At 33.9% G+C, this 13,832-nt stretch carries 13 protein-coding genes and 1 tRNA gene; 9 read left to right on the forward strand and 5 right to left on the reverse strand.

All coding sequences use genetic code 11. From position 1 onward, the window contains the following. Positions 1 to 11: 11 nt before the first annotated feature. The 6 genes from ABJ955_RS05510 to ABJ955_RS05535 all read left to right on the forward strand — a co-directional run bounded on the left by ABJ955_RS05510 (position 12) and on the right by ABJ955_RS05535 (position 6,826). Positions 12 to 1,679 carry a S8 family peptidase gene (locus tag ABJ955_RS05510; protein ID WP_347373597.1) on the forward strand — a complete coding sequence of 556 codons (1,668 nt, stop codon included), beginning with the start codon at positions 12 to 14 and terminating at the stop codon, positions 1,677 to 1,679. Continuing rightward, entirely contained in the window at positions 1,679 to 3,514 is a 1,836-nt protein-coding gene (locus ABJ955_RS05515) for a M1 family metallopeptidase (RefSeq protein ID WP_347373598.1), read from the forward strand. The genes ABJ955_RS05510 and ABJ955_RS05515 overlap by 1 nt, the downstream gene beginning before the upstream one ends. Before the next feature lie 68 nt (positions 3,515 to 3,582). Further along, positions 3,583 to 3,951, forward strand: coding sequence for a ribonuclease P protein component (gene rnpA, locus ABJ955_RS05520; RefSeq protein WP_347373599.1), 369 nt, complete (start codon positions 3,583 to 3,585; stop codon positions 3,949 to 3,951). Continuing rightward, positions 3,938 to 4,744, forward strand: a complete 807-nt coding sequence (locus ABJ955_RS05525; protein ID WP_347373600.1) for a DUF4349 domain-containing protein — start codon at positions 3,938 to 3,940, stop codon at positions 4,742 to 4,744. The genes rnpA and ABJ955_RS05525 overlap by 14 nt, the downstream gene beginning before the upstream one ends. A 12-nt stretch (positions 4,745 to 4,756) precedes the next feature. Further along, on the forward strand, positions 4,757 to 6,379 hold the full coding sequence (locus ABJ955_RS05530; RefSeq protein ID WP_347373601.1) for a S41 family peptidase: 1,623 nt from the start codon (positions 4,757 to 4,759) through the stop codon (positions 6,377 to 6,379). Between the two features lie 75 nt (positions 6,380 to 6,454). Continuing rightward, positions 6,455 to 6,826 carry a hypothetical protein gene (locus ABJ955_RS05535; RefSeq protein WP_347373602.1) on the forward strand — a complete coding sequence of 124 codons (372 nt, stop codon included), beginning with the start codon at positions 6,455 to 6,457 and terminating at the stop codon, positions 6,824 to 6,826. Here ABJ955_RS05535 and ABJ955_RS05540 read toward each other — a convergent pair. From ABJ955_RS05540 to rpiB, 3 genes are read right to left on the reverse strand one after another with little or no spacing between them, the layout of a single operon-like run. Further along, positions 6,816 to 7,256 (reverse strand): GNAT family N-acetyltransferase, encoded by a 441-nt coding sequence (locus ABJ955_RS05540; RefSeq protein ID WP_347373603.1) that lies wholly within the window; start codon positions 7,254 to 7,256, stop codon positions 6,816 to 6,818. The two genes, ABJ955_RS05535 and ABJ955_RS05540, sit on opposite strands and share 11 nt — an antisense overlap. Before the next feature lie 14 nt (positions 7,257 to 7,270). Then, positions 7,271 to 8,188, reverse strand: coding sequence for a cation diffusion facilitator family transporter (locus tag ABJ955_RS05545; protein WP_347373604.1), 918 nt, complete (start codon positions 8,186 to 8,188; stop codon positions 7,271 to 7,273). A 9-nt stretch (positions 8,189 to 8,197) separates the two neighbouring features. Then, the gene (rpiB, locus tag ABJ955_RS05550) at positions 8,198 to 8,629 is read right to left on the reverse strand and encodes a ribose 5-phosphate isomerase B (RefSeq protein ID WP_347373605.1); all 432 of its coding nucleotides are present in this window, start codon (positions 8,627 to 8,629) and stop codon (positions 8,198 to 8,200) included. A 729-nt stretch (positions 8,630 to 9,358) separates the two neighbouring features. Between rpiB and rnr the strand changes: the two genes are divergently transcribed. From rnr to ABJ955_RS05565, 3 genes are read left to right on the forward strand one after another with little or no spacing between them, the layout of a single operon-like run. Beyond that, on the forward strand, positions 9,359 to 11,566 hold the full coding sequence (rnr, locus tag ABJ955_RS05555) for a ribonuclease R (RefSeq protein WP_347373606.1): 2,208 nt from the start codon (positions 9,359 to 9,361) through the stop codon (positions 11,564 to 11,566). A 12-nt stretch (positions 11,567 to 11,578) separates the two neighbouring features. Next, on the forward strand, positions 11,579 to 12,250 hold the full coding sequence (locus ABJ955_RS05560; protein WP_347373607.1) for a head GIN domain-containing protein: 672 nt from the start codon (positions 11,579 to 11,581) through the stop codon (positions 12,248 to 12,250). Positions 12,251 to 12,302: 52 nt separating this feature from the next. Next, on the forward strand, positions 12,303 to 13,016 hold the full coding sequence (locus tag ABJ955_RS05565; protein ID WP_347373608.1) for a LysE family transporter: 714 nt from the start codon (positions 12,303 to 12,305) through the stop codon (positions 13,014 to 13,016). A gap of 204 nt (positions 13,017 to 13,220) precedes the next feature. Here ABJ955_RS05565 and ABJ955_RS05570 read toward each other — a convergent pair. Continuing rightward, positions 13,221 to 13,294 (reverse strand) — tRNA-Cys (locus ABJ955_RS05570). Between the two features lie 84 nt (positions 13,295 to 13,378). Further along, the gene (folB, locus tag ABJ955_RS05575; protein WP_347373609.1) at positions 13,379 to 13,741 is read right to left on the reverse strand and encodes a dihydroneopterin aldolase; all 363 of its coding nucleotides are present in this window, start codon (positions 13,739 to 13,741) and stop codon (positions 13,379 to 13,381) included. Between the last annotated feature and the right edge of the window lie 91 nt (positions 13,742 to 13,832).

Raw genomic sequence — 13,832 nt, forward strand, 5'->3', positions numbered from 1 at the left:
TTTTCAGAATAATGAAAATATTTAAAATCACTCTTTTTGCAGTTGCAGCGGCAACTGTTTTAGCTAGCTGTGGAAGCGGGGCTGCAATTATAGCTACGCCTATCCAAAACATTGATACCAATCCTTTAAAAATCACCCCCCTTGAAGACGCCCAAATGAAACACTGGCCGTTAATGGATTTGGTTACTGACACGGTTCCCGGAATGAGCGTGAATAAAGCTTACAGCGAACTTATTAAAAATCGTAAAGGTGAAACGGTTATCGTTGGTGTAATTGATAGCGGAGTAGATATTGAGCATGAAGATCTTACAAACGTTATTTGGACCAACCCGAATGAAATTGCTGGTAATGGTATTGACGATGATAAAAATGGATATATAGATGATATGCATGGCTGGAATTTCTTGGGAAATATTACTGGTGAAAACATGGAATATGTTCGTATTGTTAGAAAACTAAAGCCTAAATACGAAGGGAAAAGTGAATCATCCATCAGTGCGGCAGATAGAGAAGAATTTGCTATGTATAAAAAAGCAAAAGCTGAATTTGAAAAAGAATCTTCTGAAATTAATGCTAATAAAGCACGATACGATCAAATTCTTTCACAATTAAAGCCACTACACCAAGCAATGACACAAAAACTTGGAAAAGAAAATTACACCCAAGAAGATTTGGCTAATATAAAAGACCCTTCAATTGAAGAACAGCAACAAATTGGAATGCTAAACCAAATGTTGAATTTTGCCGATACCGTTCCTGAGGTAATTGAGGAGCTTGAAGGCGGTGTTAAATATTTTACAGGTAGAATTGAAAATAATTTCAACACAACCAAAGATTTCAGAAGTATTTTAGGGGATAATCCTGACGATATTACAGACACTATTTATGGTGATAATAACGTAGCTGGGCCAGACCCAACAAGAGATAATGTAAAGCATGGAACACATGTTTCTGGAATTATTGCAGCACAGCGTGCTAATGGCATTGGAATGGATGGGGTAGCAAACAACGTACAAATTATGGCTGTACGTGCTGTGCCAGATGGAGATGAGTATGATAAAGATATTGCTTTAGCTATTCGTTATGCGGTAGATAATGGTGCAAAAGTATTAAATACTAGTTTCGGAAAATATTACTCACCACAAGCAGATTGGGTGTATGATGCAATTAAATATGCAGCTGCTAAAGATGTTTTAATTGTTAATGCAGCTGGAAATGAAGGTTTAAATTTAGATACCGTAAATGTTTATCCAAACGATCAAGTAGATAACAGCCCTGAAATAGCAGATACTTTTTTAACCGTTGGTGCGCTTAATTATAAATATGGAGGCGAACTGGTTGCAAACTTTTCTAACTACGGAAAAACAAACGTTGATGTTTTTGCTCCAGGTGTAAAAATTTGGGCAACAACGCCTTTAAACACCTATGAATATTTACAGGGAACTTCAATGGCAGCTCCTGAAGTTGCTGGGGTTGCGGCAATAATTCGTTCGTATTATCCAAAACTTTCAGCGAAACAAGTAAAACAAATTATTATGGATAGCGGCTTAACAACAACTACACAAGTTGTTTTAGGTGGTGATAGTTCTAACACAGATTCATTTGCCAATATTTCTAAATCAGGAAAAATGGTAAACTTATATAACGCCTTAATTATGGCTGATAAAATATCAAGATAATGAAGTATATACTAAACGGATTTTTTTTAACGGCAATCTTTTTTTCGGCTTTTAGCCAAAACAATACTAGCTATTGGCAACAAGAAGTTGATTATAAAATGGACGTTCAGATGGACGTAAAAACCTTTCAATATAAAGGAACACAAGAATTAAAATACACAAATAATTCTCCCGATACTTTAAAAAAGGTTTTCTATCATCTTTACTTCAACGCTTTTCAACCAGGAAGTGAAATGGATGTTCGGTCCCGAACCATTCTCGATCCGGATAGCCGTGTAACAGATAGAATTTCAAAATTGACTCCTTCTGAAATTGGATATATAAAACCAACATTATTTACGCAAGATGGTACGGCTGCCACGTATAAAATTGAAGGCACAGTAATGGAAGTCATGCTTAACAAACCAATATTTCCAGGTGAAAGCACTGTTTTTAATATGAATTGGGACGCACAAGTACCCTTGCAAGTTCGTCGTTCTGGAAGAAACAGTTCAGAAGGCGTAGCATTAACCATGACGCAATGGTACCCTAAACTTGCGGAATACGACTTTCAAGGATGGCATGCCGATCCATACATTGGCCGTGAGTTTCATGGTGTTTGGGGTAATTTTGATGTAACAATTACCATTGATGAAGCATATACAATTGGCGGTACAGGTTACCTTCAAAACCCTGCTGAAGTTGGCCACGGGTATACAGAACCTGGACAAAAATGGATGAGACCCAAAAAAGGAAAATATACCTGGCATTTTTTAGCTCCAGATGTGCACGATTTTGCTTGGGCCGCAGATGCTAATTATATTCACGATACGTATCCAGGTCCAAATGGAGTTACACTTCATTTTTTCTATAAAGACAATCCTGAAATTGCTGAAAAATGGAAAAACCTTCAACCAAAAACAGCTGAATTAATGGAGTTTTTCAACGAACATATAGGTCAATACCCATACGAACAATATTCTGTAATTCAAGGAGGTGATGGCGGGATGGAATACGCCATGTGTACAATGATTACCGGGGAACGTGAATTTGGGAGTCTTGTGGGAGTAACGGCACACGAGCTTGCACATACGTGGTTTCAATTTGTTTTGGCCACCAACGAAAGCAAACATGGATGGATGGACGAAGGTTTTACTTCTTATATTTCAAATGAAGCCATGAATTATGTAATGAAAGAAGATAAACCAAACCCACATGCTGGTTCCTATAGGGGTTACTTATATTTAGCAAATAGTGGCAATGAACAACCCCAAACCACACATGCTGATCGCTATGCTACAAATAGAGCATACAGCATAAATGCCTATAGCAAAGGTGCTGTTTTTTTAACGCAATTAGGGTATGTAATTGGCCCAGAAAACCTTTCAAAAACATTGAAACGATATTACTCTGAATTTAAATTTAAACACCCTACACCAAATGACTTTATTCGTATTGCCGAAAAAGTTTCAGACTTTGAATTGGATTGGTATTTAACAGACTGGACACAAACTACCAATACTATCGATTATGCGATAAAAACGGTTGAGAGTGAAAGTGAAAACACCAAAATAACTTTGGAAAGAATAGGGTTAATGCCGATGCCAATAGATCTTTATGTAACCTATGAAGATGGTACACAAGAATTATTTTACATACCGCTACGAATGATGTGGGGCGAAAAACCAAATCCGTTTACAGCATTAAACCGCACTATTTTGGATAATTGGGCCTGGGCATATCCAACCTATACGTTTGAAATAAAAAACGGTAAAAAAGTAAAAAGCATGATGATTGATGCTAGCCAGCGAATGGCAGATATCAATCCTGAAAATAATATGTGGGAAGCGGAATAGTTTTTACTTTCCTCTTTTAAACAGACCTCGCATTAGTTAATTTCTGCGAGGTCTTTTTATATATTTACATGGTGAACCAAAAATTTCCTAAAACCGAAAAATTAAAAAGCACCAAAACAATCGAAAGTTTGTTTTTGGAGGGAAAAACGCTTTCAAAATTTCCTATAAAAATATTTTTTCTTCCACAGGAAGGCATAGCAATTAACCTTGCTGCCTTCGCTGTTCCCAAGCGTAATTTTAAATCTGCGGTAGACCGAAACCGAGTAAAGCGACAGCTTCGCGAAGCCTACCGACTTAATAAACAATTGCTTGAAAAAAATCACGGCAAGAAATTTGTAATGCTTTTCCTTTTTATTGGAAAAGTTAAACCGCAGTATGCCGAACTAGACAAAGCAATGGTAAAACTGCTTAAAAAATTACAAAATGAAAATAGTTAGCGTTTTACTTTTATTTATTGTTTTAGGGTGCTCCAATGAAGGAACAAATAGAGAATTTCAAGCTTTAGAAGCGCCATTGCTCGCTTATGAGGTAATGCCAGAAGTAAATTATACTACGGAAAACAATCAAGCGCAGGAGCAGAAAATAATTAAAACGGCACGTTTGGCTTTTGAAACACAAGATGTAGAAGCCACACATAAAAAAATTATTAATCTTGTGAGTCAGCATAAAGGTATAGTGCAGAATGATAATAGCGGGAAAGAGTATAACCGAATTTTTAAAAGCTTAATCCTTCGTGTGCCTACTGAAAATTTTCAACAGCTTATCAACGGGATTTCTGAAGGTGTGGCATACTTTGATCAACGCGATATTTCGCGCCAAGATGTTTCCGAAGAGTTTGTTGATCTTGAAGCACGTTTAAAAGCTAAACGTACTTTAGAAAAACGCTATCTTGAGTTGCTTAAAAAAGCAAACAACGTTAAAGAAATGCTAGAAATAGAACGCGAACTTTCAAACATTCGTGAAGAAATTGAAGCAAAACAAGGGCGGTTACAATACCTTCAAAGTCAAGTTTCAATGAGCACTATAACGGTTGAGTTTTATAAAACCACTGCAGAAACTGGGGTTACCGAATCTTATGGACAAAAAATGAAAAACGCTATGCAAGGCGGATGGAATGGCATTTCGGTGTTTTTCTTAGGCATTTTATATTTATGGCCACTATTTTTACTTGCATTAACTATCTTTATTGTTCTTCGTCTATTTTTAAAGAAAAGAAAGAAAAAGCACTAAAAATTTCAGAAAATGAAAAAGAGAATAGTAGTTCCAATTATCGCCATAGGTATATTTTTTACCACCGTAAGTTTTAAAAGTGACTTCTTTGAAATTGCAAAACAGATTGAAATATTTACCACACTTTTCAAAGAATTAAACATGAATTATGTGGATGAAGTAACGCCAGCAACGCTTATGGATAAAGCCATAAAGGGCATGCTCGAAGATTTGGATCCATACACCGTTTACTGGAACGAACAGCAAGTAGAAGACGCTAAAATCAATAATTCGGGTGTTTATACAGGTATTGGCGCCTCCGCACAAAGCAAAAAAGATAAAATTATAATTGTAGAGCCTTATAAAGATTATCCTGCAGACAAAGCGGGGTTAAAAGCTGGGGACGAAATTATAAAAATTGGAAACGTTACTATTGCAGCTTTAGAAGACGATGCTGGCGAATTATTAAAAGGTGCGCCAGGCTCTACAGTAGAAGTTACCTATACTAGACAAGGAAAAACTGCCAAAGCAACAATTACGCGTGACGCTGTGGAAATTAAAGCGGTACCTTTTTATAAACTCATTGATAACACTATTGGCTATATTGTTTTGAGTAAATTCAATAGTAAAACGACTATAGAAACCAAAACTGCTTTAGTAAATTTAAAATCTCAAGGCGCCACAAAAATTATTTTAGACCTCCGTGGCAATCCAGGAGGTTTATTAACGGAAGCTATAAATGTGGTCAATTTATTTGTGGATAAAGGCGAAGTAATTACCACCACTCAATCTGTAATAGAAAAATACAACCAGACGTACAAAACGAGGTTCGATCCTATAGATACTGAAATTCCTTTGGTTGTTTTGGTAAACGGAAGAAGTGCTTCTGCCAGTGAAATTGTTTCTGGTGGTTTGCAAGATTTGGATCGTGCAGTGATTGTAGGCGCACGAAGTTTCGGAAAAGGACTTGTACAGCGTCCAAAAAAATTAACCTACGGAACCCAACTTAAAGTTACCATTTCGCGCTATTACACACCAAGTGGACGCTGTATTCAAGCGTTAGATTACTGGCACCGTGATGAAAATGGAGATCCTGTTCGGAAAGATGCAAAAGAGTATAATGCATACAAAACAAAAGGAGGAAGAACGGTTTATGACGGTGGTGGAATTCTTCCAGACGTACAATTAAAATCTGCTGTTTACAGCCCAATTACTACCGCTTTATTAAAAGATAATGCAATTTTTGATTACGCCACAAAATATTATTACAGTCACCAAATGTCCGATTGGAGTGATTTTAAATTCGGAGAAGCAGATTTTCAAGATTTTCTAAAATTTTTGAAAGAAAACAATTTTGAATATGAAACCGAAACCGAAAAAAAGTTTGCTGAAGGGTTAAGAATTTCTGAAGACGATGCTTTAAACAAAGATATTTCCGTGGGTTACCAACAATTAATGAAAGCTATTGACGCAGCCAAAGACAAGGCTATCGTTGATAAAAAAATAGAAATAGAAGCGTTATTAACAGATGAAATTTTGAAGCGTTATTTTTATCGTGAAGGTTTGTATTCGTACCAAATAGAACACAATCCAGAAATATTGGAGGCAGTTGCTATTTTGAATGATGAAGGACGTTATAAAAAGATTTTAAACTAATATATTAACATCAGCTCGTTTCACTTAACATATCATTAACTATCTGTTGCTCAATGTTTTTGTATCTTACCTTTTATGGTACAAACAGACAGAGAAGAAAATCAAGAGATTCTAAAGGAATCAGTAACCTATTTAGAGCATAGGGGTTTTGAACACATTAAAGCCGCTATAGAAGGTTATGAAACTCCAAAATCCTATCATAAAAAAGATAGTGATGTAGTAATTACCCCAGATATTGTTGCCGACAGAGCTGGAATAAAACATTATTTTGAAATCAGCTTAAAATCCGCAAAGCCGCGATTGTTAAAGTCTAAATGGCAATTTCTTGATACATTAACCCGTATGCGAAATCAGCGTTTTAGAATAATTACACGTCGTGGTCACTATAAATTTACAGATGAAATGCTTAAAGATCTTAATCTTGAAAAAAATCTTATTAAGCTTTAATCATTGTAATATGGGGAATTCCATCTTCTAAATAGCGATCGCCAACAGTTTTAAAACCGTGGCTTTCATAAAAGATAATCAAATAAATTTGAGCTGATATCTTTATTTTATCGGCTTTAAAATTGGTTTTTATAGCTGCAATAGCTGCTTTGGTAATTTCATGACCATAGCCAAATTTTCTATAGTTCTCACGCACTAAAACTCTTCCTATAGCTGCTTCATCAAAATAATCCCCTGGTTTAAAACAGCGCGCATATGCCACTAATTTTTCATCGGTGTAACCAATAATATGTAAGGATCTTTCGTCTTTCCCATCAATATCTTGATAAACGCAGTCTTGTTCTACCACAAAAATTTCGCTTCGCAATTGTAGAATGTTGTATAACTCTTTACTTGTTAACGCATCAAATGTTTTAATATCAATTCTCATAGCTTTTCTTAAAATCAATCTTGCACAATAATATCTTTTGGGTCGTCTTTTTGGTGTTCTGGTTGAATCGTTACATGGTTTATCCCGAAGTCGTTATAAAGCAATTCTTCAACCTTTGTAAGAACCAGATCAAATTCTGAAAGTGTAACATCTTCATAAAAATCTAAATGCGCTTCTAAGTGCATTTCTTGCTCATTAAGCATCCATATATGCATATGATGCACATTTTTAATTTCAGGAAATTGACAAATTGCTTTGTTAATTACTTCCAAATTAAGATTATCTGGAGTAAAGAGCATCAATATTTTATAAGAACTTTTTAATAAACCATATCCCATAAAAATTAAGTAGAGTGCAATTAGCATCGTTAAAAAGCTATCTACCCAAAACCAATTTAAATATTTCATCAATAAACCGCCAATTAAAACGGCTACTGAAGCTGCCATATCTGTAAGCAAATGTAAATACGCAGAACGCATATTTATATTTCCTTTTGCTTCTTTTGAAAGCAATAAAACACTAAAACCATTTGCAATAATTCCTAAAATTGCGAGCCAAATAACTAAATTACTTTCTATAATTTGTGGATTATTAAAACGAACTATAGCTTCGTATATAAGGTAAATAGCAACAACTATTAGGATGGCAGAATTAACAAAAGCGGCAATTATTTCTGCGCGTTTGTAGCCAAAAGTTTTTTCAACAGAAGCTTCTTTTTTTGAATACCTATCAGCAATATAACTTACAAGTAAAGAAAGTACATCACTAAAATTATGAAGTGCATCAGAAAGTAATGCCAAACTTCCAGAAACCAAACCGCCAATTATTTGTGCAACAGTAATAATACTGTTTAAAAGAATGGAAAGTAAAAGTTTCTTTCCTTTTAAATCAGGATTATAAAGGGTGTCGGAAGTTCCGTGGCTATGTGACATTTTAAACGTTTATGAACACGCTATTTTCTGTACACGATTTTGGTGACGTCCACCTTCAAATTCTGTGTTTAAAAAAGTTTTTACCATTGCTACAGCTTGTTGTTTGCTGGTATAACGTGCTGGAATGCTTAAAATATTAGCATCGTTATGCTGACGCGCTAATTCGGTAATTTCTTTTGTCCAACAAAGTGCTGAACGTACTTTTTGGTGTTTGTTAGCAGTCATATTAGCGCCATTTCCACTTCCACAGATTATAATTCCAAGTGTTACTATACCGTTTTCTACATCGGTAGCAACAGGATGTACAAAATCTGGATAATCTACACTTGTTTCACCATCGGTGCCATAGTTAATAACTGTATGTCCTTCTTTTTCTAAAAAAGAAACAATTTCTAATTTATACTCTGTCCCTGCGTGATCGTTACCAATGGAAATTTTCATAATCTTATTTTTTTCAAAGATAAAACATCATCGTTTTATTTAAAGCGAATTACTTTAATAATTATGTACGCTTTTATATTTATTAGAGACTGAGGCTCAAAAGATAACCATTTCTTAACGGTTAGAACATATTTTAGTTAACAACATTGTTGATATTTGTTTACGGAAATACTACAACTAAAATTGCGTGAATGAATATTATTTACAATAGGTTTAAAATTATTCAACTTCCAAAAATTTAAACCTTTTTTTACATACTAGTTGTCATCAAAAATTCTTCTGTTTCAAACAAAATTTCACCAAAAACTTATAAGATTTCGGTTATAAAAATAGGTTATCCACAGTTGTTAACTAAATACATTACTTCATTATTTCAAAGGCATTTAAATATTAAATATATGTTAATAACCTTTTATTAAGTAGCGATAAATTGATTTCAAAATAAAATATCAAAAAGTTATACTACATATTAACACCCTATAATCATCACCATTTTTTATTTTAAATTTAAGAAAAAAAGAAATGATGTATATATATATGTTGATAACCTAAAACAGAGGTTAAATTTCATTTTTAAATAAAGAAGCTTTTGGTTTTTTTAAAAAACGTACTTAAAATTTTAAAACTGATTTTAACTATCGCAACCGTTCATTAGGGTACTAAATGTTTCATAATGTAAACACGTCATTCTTTGAGAAGTAGTACTTTTACACTAATTACAAAATAACTATGCCAAGACATAAACGAAAAAAGAAAATAAATAAAATTGAAAATCTTTCCCAAACTATACTAAACATTCTTCGGAAAGACCATTCACAAGCTTTTAACTACAAGCAAATTGCTGCAAAACTACAATTGGATGATCCAAGCAGCAGAAATCAAATTATTAAAAAATTAAAAGACCTTCAAGGCAAAGCTACCATCCAAGAAATTGAACGTGGTAAATATATACTTACTCCTTCGCAAAATTATTATACTGGAAAAGTAGATATCGCAGGCCGTGGGCAAGGCTATATAATTGTTGAAGATTTAGAGGAGGATATTTATGTGAAAAGTAAAAACTTAAACAAAGCCTTAAATGGTGATATTGTTGAAGTATATGTATTTAAACGTAAAAAAGGAGGTAAAACAGAAGGTGAAGTTACTAAAATTATAACACGTAAACGCACAGAATTTGTGGGTACCATTCAAGTACAAGAAAATTTTGCTTTTGTAGATGTTACTGATTATAAGATGTATACCGATATTTTTGTTCCAAAAAATAAAATTAACGGTGCAAAGAACGGAGAAAAAGTATTGGTCGTTATGGAAGATTGGCCTGAAAAAGCAGATTCTCCCTTTGGAAGTGTTCTAAAAGTACTTGGAATGCCAGGGGAACATAATACCGAAATACATTCCATTCTTGCACAGTACGGATTGCCGTATGATTTTCCGAAAGAAGTAGAAGATTATGCAAATAATATTGATACTTCCATTAAAGCTTCCGAAATAAAAAAACGTCGTGATATGCGCGATGTTTTAACTTTTACCATCGATCCAAAAGATGCAAAAGATTTTGATGATGCGCTTTCTTTTAAAAAAATAGAAAATGGAAATTTCGAAATAGGAATTCATATAGCAGACGTTTCACATTATGTTACTCCTGGAAATGAACTTGATGATGAAGCGTATGAACGTGCAACTTCTGTGTATTTGGTTGATAGAGTGGTACCAATGCTTCCTGAAATTCTTTCAAACAATGCTTGTTCACTTCGTCCAAATGAAGAAAAATATACTTTTTCAGCAGTTTTCGAAATAAATCCAAAAGCTGAAGTTGTAAACCAATGGTTTGGTAGAACGGTAACCTATAGTGATGCGCGTTTTGCTTATGAAGAAGCACAGCATATTATTGAAAACCCAAAAGCTGAAGCGCATGTAATTCCTTCAAATATTTCAATTACAGATACCGAATATACAGTTAAACCAGAAATAGCAGAAGCTATACTCGAAATGGATCGTTTGGCGAAAACCTTACGTACAAAACGGATGCGTGCTGGCGCAATTTCTTTTGATAAAGTGGAAGTAAAATTTATTCTTAACGAAAATAATAATCCAGAAGGTGTTTACTTTAAAGAAAGTAAAGATGCTAATAAACTTATTGAGGAATTTATGCTTCTAGCAAATAGAAGTGTTGCAGAATTTATAGGAAAACAAGAGCCAAAAAAGACTTTTGTATATCGTGTTCACGATGAGCCAGATGATGAAAAAATTGCTGCTTTAGAGAATATAATTAAACGTTTTGGGTATAAACTCAATACCAAGGATCGTCATTCTACAGCAACTTCAATGAATAAATTATTAAAGGATGTGCAAGGAAAAAAAGAACAAAATTTAATAGATACTCTTGCTATTCGCAGTATGAGTAAAGCAATTTATACCACGAATAATATTGGTCATTACGGTTTATCGTTTAAGTATTATACACATTTTACCTCCCCAATTCGGCGGTATCCCGATGTTATGGTACACCGTTTGCTACAGTATTATTTAGACAACGGAAAATCTGCAAAAGAAGAAGAATATGAAGAAAAATGCAGGCATAGTAGCGATATGGAAAACCTTGCATCAAGTGCTGAACGCGATAGTATAAAATACATGCAAGTAAAATACATGCAGGATCATCAAGATCAAGAGTTTTTAGGCGTAATTTCTGGCGTTACCGAATGGGGAATTTATGTAGAAATTATAACGAATAAATGTGAAGGAATGGTTCGTTTGCAAGATATACAAGACGATCGCTATGAGTTTGATAGAGAAGAATATGCCGTAATTGGTCAACGCACCAAAAATATATATCAGCTGGGTGATGAAGTTTATGTAAAAGTAAAAAATGCCGATTTGGTAAAGAAACATTTAGATTTTACCATATTAGGACATAGTGATGAGTTTAAAAACTAAAATTTTAAAAAAATGAAAAATCTAATTAATATTTTAATGTTATGTATTTCAGTGGTTTCGTTTGCACAACAAACCACAGATGTAGGTGATTTTAGTGAATTAAAAGTATATGATTTAATAACTGTAAAGCTTATTCCTTCCACCGAAAATAAAATGGTTGTTGAAGGAAATAATACAGATTATGTAAAAACAATTAATGATAATGGAGTATTAAAAATACGCATGGCTATAGAAGAGCGTTTTGACGGAAATGCTACAACCGTTACACTACACTATAAAAATATTGCGATTATTGATGCTAACGAAGGTTCTAAAATTTATTCAGAAAGTGAAATAAATGCAGCTTCATTAGAACTTAAAACTCAGGAAGGTGGTAAAATAAATTTAGCAGTTACTACAGAAAATCTTTCTATTAAATCGGTTTCTGGAGGGGTTATTAATGTAAGTGGAAAAACTAAAAACCAAGATATAAATATTAATTCTGGAGGTGTTTATGAAGCTAAAAATTTAATTTCTCAAGTTACATATGTTAATGTTACAGCTGGTGGTTCCGCTACAGTATATTCTTCTGAAAAAATAGATGCTAAAGTTACCGCAGGGGGAAATATTACTGTTTATGGTAACCCAAAAGAGGTTACAAAAAAGAGATTGGCAGGTGGGAAGATAAAAATAGTGAAAGCGTAAAATTTTAGTTTTACTGTAATTAGGTAAAAGTAATTTGTATTTTTACCATACTATGTTTGACGGTTTAGGCTACGCTGCATTTTATGGTTTTTTATTGGCATTTGCTGTTGGTCCTGTGTTTTTTACATTGATAGAAACAGCAATTACCAAAGGTATAAAGGCGGCAATATTTTTTGATTTAGGAGCGCTATTTGCAGATGTAGTTTTTGTTTTAATAGCTTTTTTTAGTACAACTAGAATACTTGAAAAAGTAAAACACGACCCTGGCTTACTTATTTTTGGAGGTGCTATTCTTATTGCTTATGGTATTATTTCATATATACGCACAAACAAATCGGTTTTTAAAATAGTTCGTGAACACTATGCTGTAAAAGTGAAAAAAAATCTAGGAGGCTTATTCTTAAAAGGCTTTCTTTTGAATTTTGTAAACTTTGGAGTATTAGCTGGTTGGATTGGAACTTTAATTATGGCAAACGCCCTTACTACTTCAGATAATGGAGTATATATGTTTATTGCTACGGTGTTGGCTACGTTCTTTTTTATAGACCTTTTGAAAATACTTTTAGCTAAAAAACTAAAAAATAAAATGACCCCTCGTTTTATTTTTAAAGCAAAAAAATGGGTTAGTATTTTAATACTCGGTTTTGGAGTTATACTTCTTATTCAAGGTATTTTTCCAAAAGGAATGGAAGCAGGACTTGAAAAAATTCCTGGACAATCGCAGCCCTTAGAAAAACCAATTCCCCCTGTTGAAACGCCGTTATAGATTACTTTCATTATAATAAACCTTGAAGAAGCCTCTATTAAGGTTTTATAAGTATCGAGTATCACGGTACTTCAAAGGAGTCGCTGTATTTTAGAATAATAAACCAATAAGAATTGAGGTTATAATTGCATCGAGCGCCCCGATACTTCAGGGAAACCCGCTTTATATCTGAGAATAAAAAAACCCCAACGAAAGTTGAGGTTTTGGAGGCATCGAGCGGATTCGAACCGCTGTAGCAGCTTTTGCAGAGCTGAGCCTAGCCACTCGGCCACGATGCCATTTGAGAGTGCAAATATAAAAGATAAAGTTGGATTTAAAAGTAGAACACTAAGGATTATTCCAATTTTCATCCGTGTAGTGGTTTATGAGTTCCTTTTCTGCTGCATTGTTACCCGTACTTCAGCTACATCACCACCAATGGGGGGGTTTATTTTAGCAACACTAACTTTCACTGTAGTAACAGCTTCTACTTTTTCTAAAATAGAATTAATAATTCGCCTTGCTACATGCTCTAAAAGTTTAGCACGAATTGCCATTTCTTCCTGTACAATTTTTTGTAACAAAACATAATCCACAGTATCTTCAAGTTCATCGGTAGTAGAAGCCTTCTTTAAATCTGCTTTTACAGCAAGATTTACCAAATAATCAGACCCAATTTGCCCTTCTTCTACCAAACAGCCATGAAAGGCATATATCTTAATATTTTTTAACTGAATTGTTCCCATGGAATTAGTTTTTGCAAAGATACTTTTTTATGTTATTTGGTTACCTTTGTAGCGCTTAAATCAAAAGGATTATTAAAGGACATTTTTAGTC

Origin of the sequence: Aequorivita sp. Q41, from assembly GCF_039831855.1 — a bacterium.
In the GTDB taxonomy this organism is placed as follows: Bacteria; Bacteroidota; Bacteroidia; order Flavobacteriales; family Flavobacteriaceae; genus Aequorivita.

Bases quoted from the DNA above. Each gene is read 5' to 3' on its own strand.
- ABJ955_RS05535 (WP_347373602.1), top strand. From the start codon at position 6,455: ATGGTACAAACAGACAGAGAAGAAAATCAAGAGATTCTAAAGGAATCA.
- rnr (WP_347373606.1), top strand. From the start codon at position 9,359: ATGCCAAGACATAAACGAAAAAAGAAAATAAATAAAATTGAAAATCTT.
- ABJ955_RS05565 (WP_347373608.1), top strand. From the start codon at position 12,303: ATGTTTGACGGTTTAGGCTACGCTGCATTTTATGGTTTTTTATTGGCA.
- ABJ955_RS05530 (WP_347373601.1), top strand. From the start codon at position 4,757: ATGAAAAAGAGAATAGTAGTTCCAATTATCGCCATAGGTATATTTTTT.
- ABJ955_RS05540 (WP_347373603.1), bottom strand. From the start codon at position 7,256: ATGAGAATTGATATTAAAACATTTGATGCGTTAACAAGTAAAGAGTTA.
- ABJ955_RS05545 (WP_347373604.1), bottom strand. From the start codon at position 8,188: ATGTCACATAGCCACGGAACTTCCGACACCCTTTATAATCCTGATTTA.
- ABJ955_RS05560 (WP_347373607.1), top strand. From the start codon at position 11,579: ATGAAAAATCTAATTAATATTTTAATGTTATGTATTTCAGTGGTTTCG.
- folB (WP_347373609.1), bottom strand. From the start codon at position 13,741: ATGGGAACAATTCAGTTAAAAAATATTAAGATATATGCCTTTCATGGC.
- ABJ955_RS05515 (WP_347373598.1), top strand. From the start codon at position 1,679: ATGAAGTATATACTAAACGGATTTTTTTTAACGGCAATCTTTTTTTCG.
- ABJ955_RS05510 (WP_347373597.1), top strand. From the start codon at position 12: ATGAAAATATTTAAAATCACTCTTTTTGCAGTTGCAGCGGCAACTGTT.
- ABJ955_RS05525 (WP_347373600.1), top strand. From the start codon at position 3,938: ATGAAAATAGTTAGCGTTTTACTTTTATTTATTGTTTTAGGGTGCTCC.
- rpiB (WP_347373605.1), bottom strand. From the start codon at position 8,629: ATGAAAATTTCCATTGGTAACGATCACGCAGGGACAGAGTATAAATTA.
- rnpA (WP_347373599.1), top strand. From the start codon at position 3,583: ATGGTGAACCAAAAATTTCCTAAAACCGAAAAATTAAAAAGCACCAAA.